Source organism: Streptomyces sp. 5-10, from assembly GCF_014712245.1.
GTDB classification, from domain to species: Bacteria; Actinomycetota; Actinomycetes; order Streptomycetales; family Streptomycetaceae; genus Streptomyces; species Streptomyces violaceusniger.
On the sequence record NZ_JACVYG010000065.1, the window covers coordinates 19,075 to 36,536 of the forward strand.

The window sequence follows — 17,462 nt, forward strand, 5'->3', positions numbered from 1 at the left end:
CGGGCCGCGGCCACCGAGACTCGGGCCGCCACCGCCGAGGCGCAGTGGATCGACCGCGCCACCGTCGTCTGGAAGGTCGAGCACACCGCCGCGACCGCCGAGGAGTTGCGCTCCGCGGACGGCGGCACCCTGCGGCTGGCCCCCGCCTCCCTGACCGACGCCCAGAAGGCCGCCTACCCCCATCTGGCCGACCGGCCCGCCTATCGGCTCGACCCGCGCGACCGCGACAAGGCCGCGACGGCGCTGCGCGGCCCGCTCACCGCCGTCCAGCGCGCGGCCGACGACCGCGACCACGTGCTGCACCGCACCGGGGTGCAGATCCCCGGCGTGCTGGACGACCTCTACGCGGACCGGGCGCGCCGGGCCCGCCTCGGCCCGGTCTTCCACGGCGGCCGCCCCACCCTCTCCGTCTGGGCGCCGACCGCCCACAACGTGTCGCTCGACCTCGACGGGCGCACCGTCGCCATGCGGCGGGACCCCGGCAGCGGGGTGTGGAGCGTGACCGGGAGCCCCGACTGGCGGGACAAGCCCTACCGCTACCGGGTCCGGGTCTGGGCGCCGAGCGTCGGCAAGACCGTCACCAACGAGGTCACCGACCCCTACTCCACCGCCCTGACCGCCGACTCCGCCCGCAGCCTGGTCACCGATCTGGCCGATCCCCGGCTCGCCCCCGCCGGCTGGGCGTCGCTGAAGAAGCCCAAGGCCGTTCCGCTGCGCGACGCCCGCATCCAGGAGCTGCAGATCCGCGACTTCTCCATCGCGGACCGCACCAGCGCCCACCCCGGCCAGTACCTCGCCTTCACCGACCGCGGCTCGGACGGGATGCGGCACCTCACGCGGCTGGCCAGGTCCGGCACCTCGTACGTCCACCTCCTCCCCGCGTTCGACTTCGGCACCGTCCCGGAGCGGCGGTCCGACCAGGCCCGGCCCGGCTGCGATCTGGCCGCCCTGCCCGCCGACTCCGACCAGCAGCAGAAGTGCGTGGCCGGGACCGCCGACAGGGACGGCTACAACTGGGGCTACGACCCGCTGCACTACACCGTGCCGGAGGGGTCTTACGCGAGCGACCCGGACGGCCCGGCCCGCACCCGCGAGTTCCGGCGGATGGTGCAGGGGCTGGCCCACGCCGGGCTGCGCACGGTCATGGACGTGGTCTACAACCACACCGTGGCCGCCGGGCAGGACGACAAGTCGGTGCTCGACCGCATCGTGCCCGGCTACTACCAGCGGCTGCTGGACGACGGCACCGTGGCCACCTCCACCTGCTGCCCCGGCACGGCGCCCGAGCACGCGATGATGGGCAAGCTGGTGGTGGACTCGATCGTCACCTGGGCCCGTGAGTACAAGGTCGACGGCTTCCGCTTCGACCTCATGGGCCACCACCCCAAGGCCAACATCCTGGCCGTGCGCAAGGCCCTCGACGCCCTGACCCCCGCCAAGGACGGGGTGGACGGCAAGTCGATCATCCTCTACGGCGAGGGCTGGAACTTCGGCGAGGCGGCCGACGACGCCCGCTTCGTCCAGGCCACCCAGCGCAACATGGCCGGCACCGGGATCGCCACCTTCAGCGACCGGGCGCGGGACGCGGTGCGCGGCGGCGGGCCGTTCGACGAGGACCCCCGCGTCCAGGGCTTCGCCTCCGGGCTCTTCACCGACCCCAACGGCTCACCGGCCAACGGCGACCGGGACGAGCAGCGGGCCCGGCTGCTGCACGCCCAGGACCTGATCAAGGTCGGGCTCTCCGGCAACCTCGCCGACTACACCTTCACCGACACCGGCGGACGCCGGGTCAAGGGCTCCGAGGTCGACTACAACGGCTCCCCGGCCGGTTACGCCGCCGCCCCCGGCGACGCGCTCGCCTATGCCGACGCCCATGACAACGAGACCCTCTACGACGCGCTCGCCTACAAGCTTCCCGCCACCACCTCGGCCGCCGACCGGGCCAGGGCGCAGGTGGTGGCCCTGGCCACCGCCACGCTCTCCCAGGGCCCGGCGCTCAGCCAGGCGGGCACCGATCTGTTGCGCTCGAAGTCGCTGGACCGCAACTCCTTCGACAGCGGGGACTGGTTCAACGCCATCCATTGGGATTGCGCGTCCGGCAACGGCTTCGGCCGGGGGCTGCCCCCGGCGGCGGACAACGAGTCCAAGTGGCCGTACGCCAAACCCCTGTTGACCGATCCGGCGGTACGCCCCGGCTGCTCCGAGATCACGGGCGCCTCGGCGGCCTACCGGGATCTGCTGCGGATCCGCACCACCGAGAAGGTGTTCAGCCAGACCACGGTGGAGGGGGTGCGGCAGGTGCTGTCCTTCCCGCTGTCCGGGACCGGGGAGACGCCGGGCGTCATCACCATGCGGCTCGGCCGGCTCGTCGTGGTCTTCAACGCGACCCCGTCCCGGCAGTCGCAAACCGTCCCCGCCCTGGCCGGGACGCCGTACGCCCTCCACCCGGTCCAGGCGCACGGCGCCGACGCCACGGTGCGGACGTCCGGCTACGAGCGCGCGACCGGCACCTTCACGGTGCCCGGCCGCACGGTCGCCGTCTTCACGGCGTCCGGGGCCGTCGGGCGCTGAACAGATCGACGGCAGGTCGGGGCACGTCCAGCGGATCGCGGCTCCTGCGGCGTGCTGCTCCCCTCCCCGCCCCTTCCCGAACCTGGGACTCCGCCCCAGCCCCCGGGTTGGGGCTCCGCCTCAGACCATCGACCGGGGCTCCGCTCCAGGCCCCGGTTTGGGGTTCTGCCCCAGGCCCCGGGTTGGGGCTCTGCCCCAGGCCCCGGTTTGGGGTTCTGCCCCAGCCCCCGGTTTGGGGTTCTGCTCCAGGCCTCGGGTTGGGGCTCCGCTCCAGGCCCCGGATCGGAGCTCCGCTCCAGGCCCCGGTTTGGGGTTCTGCTCCAGGCCTCGGGTTGGGGCTCCGCTCCAGGCCCCGGATCGGAGCTCCGCTCCAGGCCCCGGTTTGGGGTTCTGCTCCAGGCCTCGGGTTGGGGCTCCGCTCCAGGCCCCGGATCGGAGCTCCGCTCCAGGCCCCGGTTTGGGGTTCTGCTCCAGGCCTCGGGTTGGGGCTCCGCTCCAGGTCCCGGATCGGGGCTCTGCCCCAGACCATCGACCGGGGCTCCGCCCCAGCCCCCGGGTTGGGGCTCCGTCCCAGGCCCCGGATCGGAGCTCCGCTCCAGGCCCCGGATTGGGGCTCCGTCCCAGGCCCCGGGTTGGGGTTCTGCTCCAGGTCCCGGATCGGGGCTCTGCCCCAGACCATCGACCGGGGCTCCGCCCCAGCCCCCGGATTGGGGCTCCGTCCCAGGCCCCGGATCGGAGCTCCGCTCCAGGCCCCGGATTGGGGCTCCGTCCCAGGCCCCGGGTTGGGGTTCTGCTCCAGGTCCCGGATCGGGGCTCTGCCCCAGACCATCGACCGGGGCTCCGCCCCAGCCCCCGGATTGGGGCTCCGTCCCAGGCCCCGGATCGGAGCTCCGCTCCAGGCCCCGGATTGGGGCTCCGTCCCAGGCCCCGGGTTGGGGTTCTGCTCCAGGTCCCGGATCGGGGCTCTGCCCCAGACCATCGACCGGGGCTCCGCCCCAGCCCCCGGATTGGGGCTCCGTCCCAGGCCCCGGATCGGAGCTCCGCTCCAGGCCCCGGATTGGGGCTCCGTCCCAGGCCCCGGGTTGGGGTTCTGCTCCAGGTCCCGGATCGGGGCTCTGCCCCAGACCATCGACCGGGGCTCCGCTTCAGGCCCCGGGGTCCAGGGGCGGAGCCCCTGGTTACGGGAAGGGGCGGGGAGGGGAAAGCCCCCGGNTTCAGGCCCCGGGGTCCAGGGGCGGAGCCCCTGGTTACGGGAAGGGGCGGGGAGGGGAAAGCCCCCGGCCCCGTCGCCCCGGCTCGGGTCAGCCGTTGGCCCCAGTCGCCAGGGCCCCGCCGTTCTCGCGTGCCAGCGCCCCAGGGGGCGTCCGGGGTTCCGCCACGGGCCTCGGGGTCCAGGGGCGGAGCCCCTGGTAGCGGGAAGGGGCGGGGAGGGGAAAGATCCGCCGTACCCCCTAGCGCAGGGAGCCCATCCGGTCACCGTTCGCCAGGCGGGCCTTGAGGTCGGCGCGGGCGCCCGCCTTCGCGGGGAGGGTCAGGCCGCGGCCGTAGGAGCGGCCCCGGACGCCGCCGGTGGCGACGATCCCGGTCACCTGGCGGCTTCCGGCGGCCAGCAGGTACCAGTGGCCGGACCGCGCCTTCCACAGCACCCCCGCCAGTACCCGCGGCTCGCGCGGGCCGCAGGCGGGGGAGTTGTCGGCACCGGCCGCGACCGCACCCGCCTTGCCCCGGCGGGTGTCCCACGGCTGGAACTGGGCCAGCACCTTGCTGCCCGTGCCCCGCCAGGTGTCGGCGCGGGTGCACAGCCAGGCCGCGTGGCCGCCCGCCTCCGGCAGGGCCTGGGCGGCGAACCGCCAGGTGTTGACCGAGCGCACCCCGCGCGCCCGCATCATCGCCAGCCGGCACCCGGTCCTGGCCCAGCTCGCCCGGGCCGCCCGCCCCGCCACATCGCGCACCCCGGCGCCGGGGGTGCCGTAGGTGAGCCGGGCCGGGGCCAGTTCGCCGAGGTCGGCCACCAGCCGCGAGCCGAACTGGAGCGCGGGCCAGCCTCGGCAGGGGCGCAGCCGCGGAACGGTGCGCACCGGGTCGGTCACACCGTCCCCGGTGCGGCGCAGCGGACGCGGCACCCCGGCCGGGTGCAGCAGGTCCCGCACCCAGGCGTGGCGCACCCAAGGGGCGGTCAGATAGCGGACGTTGCCGTCCGTACGGCTGAGGACCAGCGCGGTCGAGGTGCCCGCGTCCGCGGCGTCCAGCCGGGCGAAGTCCAGCGCGACCGCGCCGCCCTCGCGCGCCTCCGCGTACCGCGCCACCCGCAGCCCGTCGTACAGCAGCACCACCGTGACCTGGTCCACCTCGCCCGCGAACAGCAGCTGCGGCGGCCCCGACGGCGGCCCGGACTGCGTGCCCATGGTGGCCGACACCCGCACCGAGCCGCCCGGCCGCGCCCAGACGGCGAGCGCGCGGCGCAGCAGCGCGGTGTCCCGCACCCGGTCGCCGCGCGCGGGCCAGGAGGAGAAGTCGGCGCGGGACGCGGTGCGCCAGGCGTCGGGCGCGGCGCGGGTCAACCGATCGGGGTCCAGGGCGCGTTCGGAGGCCGGATTGCGGGCGTACGAGGGCGCGGCGGCGCCGCTCGGCCCCCAGCCCCGCCCCGGCATCCCCAGCAGCGTCCCGCACACCACCAGCGCCACCACGGCCACCAGCACCGCCCGCAGATGCTGGCGGCGGCGCATCAGATCGGTGGGCCGCGCCTGGAGCGAGCACGGGTCGAACTCGGCGGACTCCAGCAGCGATGCGTCCCGGCTGCCCGCCGGCTCCGGCACCGACTCCGCCTCGTCCAGCGCCTCCCGCGCGTCCGCGACCCCGGCGGCGCGCAGCAGGCCGCGCGTCTCGTGCTCGTCGAGCTGCTCCAGCTCGAGCAGGACGTATGCGGCACGGCCGGGGGCGGACAGCTCCGACAGCGCCTTCTCCAGGGCGAGTTCATCGGCGCCGCCGGAGCGCGGGAACAGCCGCAGCCCGAACACCTGCGGCAGCGCCGGGGGCCGCTGCCACCAGGGCCGCTGCCGGGCCGCGCGCAGCGCCAGGCGCAGCACCCGCAGCCGCACATAGGCGTATCCGGTGGTGTCGGCGCCCGGGCCCTTCGTCCCGCGCTGCCAGGGCAGTTCGACATCGGGGTGCGGGTCCGGGCCGGTGTCGTAGCCCCGGTTACGGGGCAGCGCGCGCTGGGCGAGGGCATGCGCCGCGAGCACCCGGCGGGTGCGCCCGATGCCCGGCGGCAGGATGAGATACGCGAGCCGCACCAGCCGCGGGTAGTGCTCGACGATGGCGGCCTCGGCCTGCTCGACGTCGATCAGGCCGGTGGTTTCGTCGTCGGTGGCGACTGTCGCCTGCTGCTGGTCCACGTGTCGTGAACGAGTGGCGGGCCGGGTTGGTCACCTACGGGTGTCCGGCGGGACTTGGCGCCTGCGGCGGGCCCACGCGGCGGAGCCGCATATCGGTGCTTCCCCCTCCCCGCCCCTTCCCGACACCTGACGATATGCGGCTCCGCCGCGTGGGGGGCTCCGCCCCAGACCCCGAACCGGGGCTCCGCCCCAGACCCCGGACGCCCTTCGGGCGTGTCCTCAATCTCCCCCAGCTACCGCTGGGAGGTGCCCCCTGGACGGGCTGAAATCAGCCCGCCCGGCGGTTGAGGAGCGGGGTCTGGGGCGGAGCCCCACCACGCGGCGGAGCCGCATATCGATGCTTCGGGAAGGGGCGGGGAGGGGGAAGCACCGATATGCGGCTCCGCCGCGTGGGCCCGCCGCAGGCGTACGCGTACCGCCGGACACCCCCTGCGCCCCCGCCCCGCCACCGGCGCGAACCCGCTACGGCGTACTCGTCCTCCAGCCGCTGAACTCGACCGTCCCCCGGGCCCCCGTACCACCGTTCGCCGCGCTCATGAAGATCCCGGCGTCCTGCGCGGCCGCCCCGCCCGGTGCCGTCACCGTGGCCACCTTCCGCCAGCTCGCGCCGTCGTCCGTGGACAGCTCGCCGGTGTAGGAGGTGGCGGCGGCGCGGGTCAGCCGCAGCAGTACGGGCGCCTTGACGCCGGTGATCCGCTGGTAGGTGTCCAGCGTGCCGTCGCCGCCCGAGTCGTACGACAGGACGACACCGTTGGCCGGGGTGACGGAGAGGTTGACGAAGCCGGGGGAGCCCGCCGTGGCGAGGTCGTCGCGGACGATGATCCCGGCCCGCGCCCAGGGCCCGGTGGCCGCCTGGGCGTCGACCTTCACGGTGATGGCCGTGCCCACCGTAAGGACGCCATCGCGGTAGACGGAGCCGAATTCGGCGGTGCCCTTCCACAGGTCCTGGCCCGCGCCGTCGATCGCGAACCGCTCGTCCAACTGGCCGAAGGCCGCACCGCTGTTGGTGACCGTCTTCAGCCCGTCCGCCAGCGGTCCGGCGATCCACAGCGTCCCGGTGCGCACCGCCCGTACCCGCTCCTCGCCCTCCGGCCCGTACGTCACGCCCAGTTCGTACGGCAGCGGCTTGAGCGGGCGCTCCAGCGGCTCGTCGGGCGCGGTGGCGCGCCAGTGGACCTCGCCCGTGCCGCCCGCCGGGACGCTCGGCAGCCGGGTCGGCCCGACCGGGGACGGGTCAAGGCCGGTCACGGTGAGGTCGAAGTCGACGCGGCCGGTGGGGCGCAGCCCGTTGACGTTGCGCAGGGCGGCGGTGAGGGACGCGGAGCCGCCGGGCGGCAGGGTGGCGGGCTCGGCGGTGACGGTCAGCGTGCCCTGGTACGGGGCCTTGGCCAGCGCCTCGTACACCCGCTGGGCGGTGCGGTGGGCGTCCGCCGTGGGCCGCACCGGATAGCTCTTGCGCTCCCGCGTCCACGGCTCCTCGACGGCGAACCAGTCGAAGGAGCGCGGCGGACGGTTCTCCGCGAGCGCGTCCTCCAGCTCGTCCAGATAGGACTGCCACTGGGGGAGGTGGAAGTCGGCGATGAGGCCGCTCCAGTCGCGGTTGGCGTAGTTGGCCAGCTTGCCGCCGTCGGCCGTGGCGCGGTCCGCCCAGGTGGTGATGAGGGTGCGCGCGGCCCGCTCCAGCTGGGCCGACTCCTCCTCGCCCGACGCCATCCGCTTGGCGTCCTCGAGCCACGGGCCCAGCAGGAACCGCCGGTGGGCCCCGGTCATGTCGTCGCTGAGCCGCATCAGCTTGAGCCACAGCCGGGACAGCGTCGTGAAGGCCGTGCGGTCCTTACGGTCGTAGGCGTCCTGGAGCTGCGGGATCAGCTGCCAGGAGCGGTTGGCCAGCGCCTGCCGGGCGATGTCGGTGAGGTCGTGGCGGTAGGCGTCGCTGTCGCGCAGCCCGGCGCGTACACCCAGCAGCGCCGCGAAGGCCACGTCGAACCCGGCCGGGTCGAAGGCGGGGGTGTGGGTGGCGTAGTTGGTGCCCGAACGGGCGGTCAGGGCGGGCCGGGCGGCGAACACCGAGTCGTGCGGGCGGCCGTCCTTGCTGCTGATCTCGTACGCGGTGTCGCGCAGCGCGGCGAACGCCTCGCGGGCCCTGGTGTCCCGGCCGCCGTAGCGCACATCGGCGTAGGAGCGGAACCACTCGGCCCGGTCCACCGCCTCGTCCCGCCACGCCAACTCGCTGAACAGCTCGAACGCGGCCGGGTCCCGCTCGGCCGCCTCCGCCATATAGGCCGTGCCGACGAGCTTGCTGCCCGGTTTGTCGCGCCATACGGTGAACCGCTTGGTCCACATGTGGGTCTTGGCGCCGATCGTGGTGCGGCCGCCGAAGTTGGGGATGGTGCCGAACGCGTACGGCACCGCGCCCCAGTCCCGCTCCCGGTCGGTGACGGTGTCCAGGTCCGAAAGACCGTCCACGATGAGCATGCGGTCGTGGTCGACGGCGTCCAGCAGATCGCGGCGCGGGTTCTCCTGCCAGCCGAGGATCACCCAGGTGGCGCCGGGGCGGGCGGTCCGCAGCGAGGTCTCCACGGCGCGGGCGGCCTCCGGCACGGGGACGTCCCCGGGGTCGCCGCCCTCGTGCAGCAGATCCATCTTGAACAGCTCGGCCTCGCCGAACAGTTCCTCCTGATGGCGGTAGAAGGCGGCGGCCACCTTCCGGAACACCTCGGTGCGCGGATCGAGCCAGTCGGGCCGCCTGAGCCCGTTCCAGTCGCCCTGCGGGACCGTACGGGCACCCGGGTTGCGGTCCGCGAAGCCGTCCGGGACGGTGCCGAAGTAGCCGGGGAACACCGGCCGCATGCCCAGCTCCCGCAGCCGGTCGGCGATCCGCCGCCCCAGCTCGGTGCGGGTGGCCAGGAGCGCGGGGGACACCGGGCCGCCGTAACCGCTCATGTTCTGCAGCAGCCACCACGGCTGGTGGGAGGGGGCGGGGAGCCAGGCGCGCGCCTCGTCGTCCGTATAGCCGAAGTCCTGGAGCAGCCGGTGGTAGACACTCTCCTGACCGGCGGTGACCAGGAGTTCGTTGCAGCCGTGCAGGGCCGCGATGTCGATCAGGTGCTCCCATTGGTCCCACCCGGCGAACGGCGCGGTGTAGCCGTCATGGGTGTCGTTGAACGCGAAGCGGTGCGGGAGCGCGGTCGAGCGGGTGACGCGCCGGGCGGGCGCGGGCAGCTTCTTCGGCAGGTTCAGCTGATCGCCGGACCAGGTGATCTGGGCGTGGCAGGTGTACTTGAGGTACCAGTGCACCCCGGTGAGCAGCACCGCCGGGCTGGTCCCGGAGACCGTCAGCCGCCCCGCGGACCCGCCGACCTCGAACCGCTCCTCGGCGCCCCGCTTCTCCAGCGCCACCAGCCGGAACTGATCGGCGTGGTCCGGCAGCAGCCGTCGCAGCGCGGCGCGCGCGGGAGCGGTGTCGAATGCGGTCACGGCGGTGTCCTGTGCCTCGTGCGGTTCGTCGGCCATCGCCGGTAACCGGCTCCCCAGCGTGGCCCCGGCCCCCAGTGCTCCGGCGGTTCCGATCAGCGTGCGTCTGCTCAGGTCGCTCATGCGCCCCCCAACGGACAACGGCCAATGGGTCATATGGACAAGGCACTTAACCAGCGTTGTGGGGTGGGAGCAATGGGGCGCACGGGAGGCCGGGTCGCGGCCGGGCCACGGCCGGTCACGGCCGACCGGCTCCGGCGGCTCAGCCCCGGTCGAGGTAGGCCAGCACCGCCAGCACCCGCCGGTTGTTGTCGTCCGACGGCGGCAGGCCGAGCTTGCCGAAGATGTTGGAGGTGTGCTTGGCGACCGCCCGCTCGGTGACGAACAGCCGCGCCGCGATCGCCGTGTTGGACCGCCCCTCCGCCATCAGCTCCAGCACCTCCTGCTCGCGCGGCGTCAGCCGCCCCAGCGGCCGGTCCTGGGCGCGCCGGTCCAGCAGCTGCGAGATCACCTGCGGATCCATCGCCGTGCCCCCGGCGGCGACCCGCCGCACCGCGTCGATGAACTGATCGGCGTCGAAGACCCGGTCCTTGAGCAGATAGCCGATGCCGCCGCTGCCGTCCGCGAGCAGCTCCCGCGCGTACAGCTGCTCCACGTGCTGCGACAGCACCAGCACCGGCAGCCCCGGCCGGGCCCGCCGCGCCGCCAGCGCGCACTGCAGCCCCTCGTCGCTGAACGACGGCGGCAGCCGCACATCCACCACCGCCACCTCCGGATCCAGCTCGGCCAGCGCCTTGCTCAGCTCGGGCCCGCTCTCCACGGCGGCCACGACCTCGAAGTCGTACGCCTCCAGCATCCGCACCAGCCCGTCCCGCAACAGGAACAGGTCCTCGGCGACCACAACACGCACGGCTGCTCCATGACGTCCTCGGGCCCCTGGGTGGGGGACGTGACCGAATCCGACGAATGTACCGCTGTGCGGTGTCGTCGAGGACCGCCGCGCTCCGGCCCCAGGCGGCCGATCCGGGCGCCCGCCGTGCGCCGTGCGGCGGCGCGCAGCGCGGCGGTCAACTCGGCGCGGCGCGCGGCCCGTTCGTCCAGCGGGAGCGAGAGCACATAGGTCGCCAGCCGGGTCAGCGGCATGGTGGCCAGGTCCGCCCGTACGGAGTCGGCCCCGGCCGCGCGCGCTGCCCCTGGAGCCGCAGCCGCCCCAGCCGGGTGAGCCGCGGGGCGATCCGCTCCAGGAAGCCCTCGCGATCCCGGCGCACCGCGTCCCGCCGCCGGACTTTCCCCGGCGGTGGGTCACCCGGCGGTGGGTCACCCGGCGGTGGGTCACCTGGCGGTGCCCTGCGCCGCCAGGGCGCAGGGGATCTCCATCGTCACCATGGTGGGCCCGCCAGGAGGGCTGCTGACCGCGAGGACCCCGTCGAACGTGCCCAGCCGCCGCTCGACACCGCTCAGCCCGCCGTCCGGGGTGATCACCGCGCCGCCGCGGCCGTCGTCGGTCACGGTGATGCGCAGCATGCCGTCCTGGTGGTGGATGTCCAGCCACATCCGCGAGGCGCCCGCGTGCTTGGCCGCGTTGGTCAGCACCTCGCTGACCGCGAAGTACGCCGCCGACTCGACCGGTTCTTCGGGACGGCCCGTGAGGTCCACGTCCACCTCCACCGGCACCGCCATCCGCAGCGCCAGCGCGCGCACCGCGTCCCCCAGGCCGCGCTCGGCCAGTACGGGCGGATGGATGCCGCGGACCAGGTCGCGCAGCTCGGACAGGGCCTCGGCGGAATTCGTACGGGCCGCGGCAAGCAGCTCCTTGGCCTTGGCCGGGTCCTTCTCGATCAGGGCCTCCACGGTGCCCAGGCTCATGCCCATCGCCACGAGCCGGGCCTGGGCGCCGTCGTGCAGATCGCGCTCGATGCGGCGCAGTTCGGCGGCGGAGGTGTCCACGGCGTCGTGCCGGGTCTCGGTGAGCCGCCGCACCCGCTGCTCGAGCGCCATGTGCGGGGTCGGGTCCAGGAAGGCGCGCGCCAGCAGGAAGTGGCCGCGCAGCAGGACGGGGGAGAGGACCGAACCGAGGGCGATGAAGCCGACGCCGACCGGGACGGCCAGCAGGGCGGTGCCCAGCGAGTCGATGGGCAGGAACGTGTACCAGTAGGTGCCGCCCGCGTCCACGATCGGCTTCCACACCCCGGCGGCCAGGACGAATCCCTCGAGCCCGTACGGCATGAAGGCGAAGGCCAGCAGCGCGATGGCGTACCCGGCCGTCATGTCGACCTGGAGCCACAGCAGATCGCGCCAGGTGGCCGGGTCCTTCAGCAGGAAGGTGCACAGCTCCACCTGCCCGGTGACCCCGGAGCGCCGATCGGTCGGCAGCGGGCGGTACGGCAGCTGGATCCGCACATCGGACCAGGCGGCGGCCAGCAGCCGGCGCCGATTGGCGTGCGCCCGCACCGCGCGGATCAGGGGAGGGGTGGTGAACACCCCGATACCCAGGAGGATGAAGCTGATCGACAGGATCGTCAGCACGGACAGGGCGATCGACACCAGCGCGAGCCAGGAGACGGCGAACCCCCGTGCGCAGGCCATCAGCGCTCTACGTGCCCTCATCCGGCTTCCCCCTCGCTGGTCGGAACCTGGTGCCCGCACCCGCGGGCCTCCTCAGTCTGGCAGCGGCCCGCCGCCCGGACACGGGGGCCGGACACCGTCCCGGGGTGTACCTGGCACCACCTCCCCGCATCGCCCTATGGCTCGGCGACAGGGTGGCTGCCCGGCTGGGGCGCGGACCTGCGGATTTCTAGCGTCGTGGCATGACCTGTTCCGTCCGTACCTCACGGGGAGAGACGCCATGAGCGCAACGAGGAAGGGCCTGGCCGTGCGGCTGGGCGGGTGGTCCACCCGCCACCGCAAGACCGCGATCATCGGATGGCTGCTGTTCGTCGTGGTCGTCGCCGTGGTCGGCGGGATGTCGGGGTCCCGGCAGATGACCAACTCCGAGAATGGTGCGGGCGATTCCGCACGTGCCGAGAAGATCCTGGAGGACGCGGGCCTCCAGACCCCGGCCGGAGAGATGGTGATGCTGCGCGGCGACCGCCCGGACGGCTGGCGGGACGCGGCCCGCGACCTCTCGGCGCGGCTGGAGCGGACCGGCGAGACGGTGCGCGTCCAGCCCCCGGTGCGCTCGGAGAACGGCCGGGAGGCACTGATCAGCTTTGAGATGAAGGGCGACCCGGACACCGCCGGGGAGCGGGTGGGGCCGGTCGTCGAGGCGGTGGAGAAGACCGAAGCGGCCCATCCGGGCTTCGTGGCCTACGAGTTCGGCGACGCCACCGCCCAGCATCGGCTCGACGACATGCTGACCGACGACTTCAAGAAGGCCGAGCTGACGGCCGTACCGCTGGCGCTGGGCATTCTGCTGGTGGTCTTCGGGGCGCTGGTGGCCGCGCTGCTGCCGGTGCTGCTCGCGGTGACCGCCTGCGTCGGCACCTTCGGACTGCTCGCCCTCGTCAGCCACCAGCTGCCCCTGTTCGACTCCACCAACTCGGTGATGTTCCTGGTGGGCCTGGCCGTCGGCGTCGACTACTCGCTGTTCTACCTGCGGCGGGAGCGCGATGAGCGGGCCGCGGGCCGGGACGCCGGAACCGCGCTGCGGATCGCGGCCGCCACCAGCGGCCGGGCGGTGCTGATCTCCGGGGTCACGGTCATGCTGGCGATGGCCGGGATGTTCCTGTCCGGGCTGCTGCTGTTCCACGGCTTCGCGGCCGCCACCATCCTGGTCGTGCTGATGGCGATGCTCGGCTCGGTGACCGTGCTGCCCGCGATGCTGTCCTGGCTGGGCGACCGGGTCGACGCCGGGCGGGTGCCGCTGCTGAACCGCCGCCGGAAGAAGGGCGTGCACGCCAGCGGTGGTCTCTCCGGCAAGCTGATGCGGCCCGTCCTGGCCAAGCCGAAGCTGTTCGCCGCCGTATCGGGCGCGCTGCTGCTGGTGCTGTGCGCCCCCGCCCTCGGGATGAAGACCGAACAGCTCGGCCTGGAGAAGCAGTTCGGCTCCGACGCCGCCATCACCGTGGCGTACCAGGAGATCACCGGCTCCTTCCCCGGCGGCCCCGCCCCGGCCGAGGTGGTGCTGCGCTCCGGCGAGGTCGGCTCCGCCCGCTTCGACGCGGCCGTGGCGGACTTCAGGAAGGAGCTCGCCGCGTCCGGGCGGTTCGGGAAGACGGTGGACGTCGAGGCGCACCGTACGAAGGGGGTGGCCCGGATCGAGGTGCCGCTGGCCGGGGACGGTCAGGACGCCACCTCCCGGCGCGCCCTGGACACGCTCAAGGAGGATCTGGCCCCGAGGATCCTCGGACCGGTCTCCGACCGGGTGTACGTGACCGGTGAGCTCGCCTCCAGCCGCGACTTCAACGACCAGCTGAAGACGGACATCGCCCCGGTCTTCCTCTTCATCGCCGCCGTGACCTTCGTGCTGATGCTGCTCTGCTTCCGGTCGCTGCCGATCGCGATCGTCTCGATCCTGCTCAACCTGCTGTCGGTGGGCGCCGCGTACGGCACGATGACCGCCGTCTTCCAGCACGGCTGGGGCGCGGAGTGGCTGGGGATGGAGCCGGCCGGGGCGATCGAGGGGTGGATGCCGCTGTTCGTCCTCGTCATCCTCTTCGGGCTGTCGATGGACTACCACGTGTTCGTGGTCTCGCGGATCCGGGAGGCCCATCAGCGGGGGCTCGCCACCCGGGACGCGATCCGCGAGGGCATCCGGACGACGGCGGGCTCGGTCACCGGGGCGGCCGCCATCATGGTCGCCGTGTTCGCGGTCTTCGCCCTGCTGCGGATGCAGGACATGCAGCAGATGGGCGTCGGGCTCGCGGTCGCGGTGCTGGTGGACGCCACGCTGGTGCGGATGGTGCTGCTGCCCTCGGTGATGGCGCTGCTCGGGGAGCGCAACTGGTATCTGCCGCGCGCCCTGCGGTGGCTGCCGAGCGTCGGCCACGGCGAGGAGCAGCCGGTGGAGCGGCCGCGGCCGCCGCTGGTGGGGGCGGGCCGCTGAGGTGCCGGACCCGATGAGGTCCCGGATCCGATAAGGTCCTGGGCCCGCACCGCACGCGCCCGCCGTGGCGGACAGGCTCCTGGCCTGCCCGCCACGGCGGGCGTCATGGGTTCATCGAGGCGTTCGGAAGGGGTTCATGAAGGCGTTCAGACGGTGGGCACGTACTTGTACCCCACCCGCCGCACCGTCACGATCGTCCCCCGGTACTCGCGGCCCATCTTGCGGCGCAGCCGGGCCACATGGACATCGACGGTCCGGCCGTCGCCGACATGGCCGTACCCCCACACCGTGGTCACCAGCTGATCGCGGGTGTGCACCCGGTGCGGATGGGCGACGAGATGGCTCAGCAGCTCGAACTCGAGGTACGTCAGGTCCAGCGGCCGCCCGGCGATCTCGGCGGTGCGCTGGTCGGGGTCTATCCGGATCAGCTCGTCACCCGTCACCGCCGGAGCCCCCTCGGTGGCCGGCCCCGCCGCCTCGGGTGGCTGCCGGTCGGCCGGGACCAGCACCAGATAGCCGACCATCGGCGGATGGCCGGGGAGTGTGGGCAGGGCGTGCGGGGGAGCGGGCAGCCAGGTGGCGCCGGGGTGCAGCAGATCGGCGACCGGTGGCACCTCGTCCGGTGCGACGGCTCGCAGCCGCTGGCGGGCGGGTGGGACGGATGGGCTGGTCGGGGCCGCGGGAGCGGAGGCGGACGACAGGCCACGGAGGTTCGTCATGAGGTCAGCTCTTTCGCGCGAGAGGGCGTCAGTGGACGTCGTGCGCGCGGGCTGGGCGGCCGGACGGAGAGATCAGCGGCCGAGCGAGCGGGCCCGCGCATCGGATGCGCGGCAACACTCGCGGTCGAAGTGGTGCGCCTGCCGGGACGGCCAGAACGGCTCGAGGTCGTAACGACCCGTCGCGATGTCATGGAGGCTGGCCATGGCCCTATTGAAGCAGATACCGGGCCCGGGGCGCTCGGCCGTTGACGGGGAAGAGGTGCGACGATGCCCCGGTAAGAGGCCCCGCGCCGAAAGCGCCGCAGGCCGCCGCGTACCCCTTGAGGAGCGCAAGCCCATGCCGCACATCGTCGTCGAATACTCCGACACCCTGACCGACGCGTTCGACCGCCCCGGCTTCGGTGCCGCCCTGCACCCGGTGGTCGCCAAGACCGTCGACACGGCGGTGGCGGGCTGCAAGACCCGGTTCCGGCGGATAGAGGAGGCCCATCTCGCGGACGGCGCCGAGGACCTCGCCATGATCCACATCGAGGTGTCGATCCTGTCCGGGCGTGACGCGGAGACCAAGCGGGAGCTGTCCGCCGCGGTGGTGGAGGTGGCCCGCGCCCATGTGTCGCCGGTGCCGGGGCTGACGGTGCAGACCACCGTCGATGTACGCGATCTCGACCGGGACTGCTACGAGAAGCACGAGGCGGTCCATCCCGCCTGACGGAGGCGCACGGTACACCTTTGAGTGCAAATCTGGCATCTACCTATATACCAAGGCGAGGCGCACAATGGTGGTGCGGTGTTTTTACCGCACTGTGCGGTCAGACTTGCATGGATCGAAGGAGGCGAGTCGAATGGCCGACGTCTCACGTGCGAGAGGCGATATAACGGGCCACCCCGACGTATCCGAGATGCGGGAGCGCTACGCACGCATGATGGACGCGCGGGACGTTGTCTTCCTCGACGGGCCGGTGCTTCTCGCCGGTCTGTACTTCGCCATCTCTCCCTGGGTGGTGCACTTCTCGGGCACCAGCCCCAACCTCATGGTCAACAACCTCATCCTCGGTATCACCATCGCCCTGCTGGGGCTCGGCCTCACCACGGCGCCGAGGAGGATGTACAGCCTGTGCTGGGCCATGTCCGCGATCGGTGTGTGGATGATCATCTCTCCCTGGGTGGTCGCCCGGGGCGCCGATGCCGGGATCATCACGAACAATGTCGTCGTGGGTGCCGTCACCTGCCTGTTCGGCCTGATCGCAGCCGGCATGGTGATGCGGAAGGGCAGGGAAACCTGACCGGACGCTGAATCACCGAACCGTCTGGACAGCGGCGAAGGCCGTCCACCGCATGCCCCTCGGGGCGGTAGCGGCGGACGGCCTTCGCGCGTCGCCCATGCTCTGGTGCGGGCTCCAGGCGTGGGCTCGGTGCGGCTCTGGGGTGGGCTCTTGTGTGGGCTCTTGTGCGGGTCTCAGCCGATCGGCTCGGGCATCGGGACCACGTCGTAGGAGCATTCGATGGTCCGGCCGGTGGCCGGGTCGCCCAGCTCCACCCGCCAGCGCCCGGCGAACTGGTCCACGCCCTCGGCCATCGGAATGGTGCCGGAGATCAGCACGGTGCCGGGCACCAGGTCACCGCGTTCGCGCAGCACCTCGACCCAGTACGCGGGCGGCAGCAGCTCGGCCAGGGTGCCGTTCTGCACCTCGGTCTCCTCGCCGTCGTGAGTGACCCAAGCGCGGAGCGTCAGGTCGTCGAGGCGGGGCGTCACATCGGACAGCGGCCAGGCGCGGGTGGCCAGCACATCGGGGGCCGCGTTCTTGCTCCAGGCCACGCCGTGGACCTCCAGCTCCCGGTCGGTGTGGTCGCAGGCCGCCGTCAGCAGCAGCTCCCCGTCCGCGGCCACGACCAGCGCCCACTCGGCCTCGCCCGAGGTGCGGGCGTGCTGGACGCTGACCCGGCCGGTCTGCTGGGCCAGGTAGGGGGAGACCGGGTAGAGGGCGGGTGTCACGGAGGGTGCGGGCACGCCCAGCTCGGCGAGCTCGGCCACATGGGCGGCCACGTCCTCCTGGCTGCGGCCCGCGTAGCCCGCGTTGAGCACCTGGACGACCTCCACGTGGCGCAGGGAGCCGTCGGGGAGTTCGAAGGTGAGCGAGGACGGGGCGGACTGTGCTGCGGGCTGCGACGGCTTCGTTGTCATGAGTGCTGTGCTCTCCAGGGCGCGATGGGGCTTGTGGGGGCGATCTGCTGGTGGGGCGATCTGCTGGTGGGGCGATC

Annotated in this window: 10 protein-coding genes and 2 pseudogenes; 4 read left to right on the top strand and 8 right to left on the bottom strand. The window is 73.3% G+C overall.

Annotated features, from left to right (window positions below; genetic code table 11):
* Positions 1–30: 30 nt before the first annotated feature.
* Positions 31–2,571, top strand: a pseudogene (pulA, locus tag IEJ02_RS41735) (pullulanase-type alpha-1,6-glucosidase); the annotation flags it as partial.
* A 1,451-nt stretch (positions 2,572–4,022) separates the two neighbouring features.
* On the opposite strand, the gene IEJ02_RS41740 reads toward pulA, so the two are convergent.
* The 5 genes and pseudogenes from IEJ02_RS41740 to IEJ02_RS41755 form a co-directional block, all read right to left on the bottom strand.
* The gene (locus IEJ02_RS41740) at positions 4,023–5,966 is read right to left on the bottom strand and encodes a hypothetical protein (protein WP_191069552.1); all 1,944 of its coding nucleotides are present in this window, start codon (positions 5,964–5,966) and stop codon (positions 4,023–4,025) included.
* Between the two features lie 462 nt (positions 5,967–6,428).
* Positions 6,429–9,563, bottom strand: a complete 3,135-nt coding sequence (locus tag IEJ02_RS41745; RefSeq protein WP_191069553.1) for an alpha-N-acetylglucosaminidase — start codon at positions 9,561–9,563, stop codon at positions 6,429–6,431.
* A gap of 139 nt (positions 9,564–9,702) precedes the next feature.
* Positions 9,703–10,350 carry a LuxR C-terminal-related transcriptional regulator gene (locus tag IEJ02_RS41750; protein ID WP_191069554.1) on the bottom strand — a complete coding sequence of 216 codons (648 nt, stop codon included), beginning with the start codon at positions 10,348–10,350 and terminating at the stop codon, positions 9,703–9,705.
* 70 nt (positions 10,351–10,420) lie between these two features.
* Positions 10,421–10,696: pseudogene (locus IEJ02_RS49420) on the bottom strand (hypothetical protein); the annotation flags it as partial.
* Between the two features lie 76 nt (positions 10,697–10,772).
* Complete coding sequence (locus tag IEJ02_RS41755; protein WP_191069555.1) at positions 10,773–12,047, bottom strand: sensor histidine kinase; 1,275 nt, start codon at positions 12,045–12,047, stop codon at positions 10,773–10,775.
* A gap of 238 nt (positions 12,048–12,285) precedes the next feature.
* Between IEJ02_RS41755 and IEJ02_RS41760 the strand changes: the two genes are divergently transcribed.
* On the top strand, positions 12,286–14,484 hold the full coding sequence (locus IEJ02_RS41760; protein WP_191069556.1) for an MMPL family transporter: 2,199 nt from the start codon (positions 12,286–12,288) through the stop codon (positions 14,482–14,484).
* Between the two features lie 146 nt (positions 14,485–14,630).
* Here the strand turns inward: IEJ02_RS41760 and IEJ02_RS41765 are convergent, their stop codons facing one another.
* Positions 14,631–15,203 carry a winged helix-turn-helix domain-containing protein gene (locus IEJ02_RS41765; RefSeq protein ID WP_191069557.1) on the bottom strand — a complete coding sequence of 191 codons (573 nt, stop codon included), beginning with the start codon at positions 15,201–15,203 and terminating at the stop codon, positions 14,631–14,633.
* A 72-nt stretch (positions 15,204–15,275) separates the two neighbouring features.
* The gene (locus IEJ02_RS50080) at positions 15,276–15,407 is read right to left on the bottom strand and encodes a hypothetical protein (RefSeq protein WP_256649896.1); all 132 of its coding nucleotides are present in this window, start codon (positions 15,405–15,407) and stop codon (positions 15,276–15,278) included.
* Positions 15,408–15,540: 133 nt separating this feature from the next.
* On the opposite strand from IEJ02_RS50080, the gene IEJ02_RS41770 reads away from it, so the two are divergent.
* Both IEJ02_RS41770 and IEJ02_RS41775 read left to right on the top strand, forming a co-directional pair.
* Positions 15,541–15,912, top strand: coding sequence for a 5-carboxymethyl-2-hydroxymuconate Delta-isomerase (locus tag IEJ02_RS41770; RefSeq protein WP_191069558.1), 372 nt, complete (start codon positions 15,541–15,543; stop codon positions 15,910–15,912).
* Positions 15,913–16,045: 133 nt separating this feature from the next.
* Positions 16,046–16,486 carry an SPW repeat protein gene (locus tag IEJ02_RS41775; RefSeq protein ID WP_137977635.1) on the top strand — a complete coding sequence of 147 codons (441 nt, stop codon included), beginning with the start codon at positions 16,046–16,048 and terminating at the stop codon, positions 16,484–16,486.
* Positions 16,487–16,659: 173 nt separating this feature from the next.
* On the opposite strand, the gene IEJ02_RS41780 is transcribed toward IEJ02_RS41775, so the two are convergent.
* Positions 16,660–17,385 (bottom strand): DUF2848 domain-containing protein, encoded by a 726-nt coding sequence (locus tag IEJ02_RS41780; RefSeq protein ID WP_191069559.1) that lies wholly within the window; start codon positions 17,383–17,385, stop codon positions 16,660–16,662.
* Positions 17,386–17,462: the final 77 nt, after the last annotated feature.

Excerpts from the sequence above, each read along its gene's own strand:
- IEJ02_RS41755 (WP_191069555.1), bottom strand. The coding sequence starts at position 12,047 with ATGAGGGCACGTAGAGCGCTGATGGCCTGCGCACGGGGGTTCGCCGTC.
- IEJ02_RS41765 (WP_191069557.1), bottom strand. The coding sequence starts at position 15,203 with ATGACGAACCTCCGTGGCCTGTCGTCCGCCTCCGCTCCCGCGGCCCCG.
- IEJ02_RS41770 (WP_191069558.1), top strand. The coding sequence starts at position 15,541 with ATGCCGCACATCGTCGTCGAATACTCCGACACCCTGACCGACGCGTTC.
- IEJ02_RS41780 (WP_191069559.1), bottom strand. The coding sequence starts at position 17,385 with ATGACAACGAAGCCGTCGCAGCCCGCAGCACAGTCCGCCCCGTCCTCG.
- IEJ02_RS41745 (WP_191069553.1), bottom strand. The coding sequence starts at position 9,563 with ATGAGCGACCTGAGCAGACGCACGCTGATCGGAACCGCCGGAGCACTG.
- IEJ02_RS50080 (WP_256649896.1), bottom strand. The coding sequence starts at position 15,407 with ATGGCCAGCCTCCATGACATCGCGACGGGTCGTTACGACCTCGAGCCG.
- IEJ02_RS41775 (WP_137977635.1), top strand. The coding sequence starts at position 16,046 with ATGGCCGACGTCTCACGTGCGAGAGGCGATATAACGGGCCACCCCGAC.
- IEJ02_RS41760 (WP_191069556.1), top strand. The coding sequence starts at position 12,286 with ATGAGCGCAACGAGGAAGGGCCTGGCCGTGCGGCTGGGCGGGTGGTCC.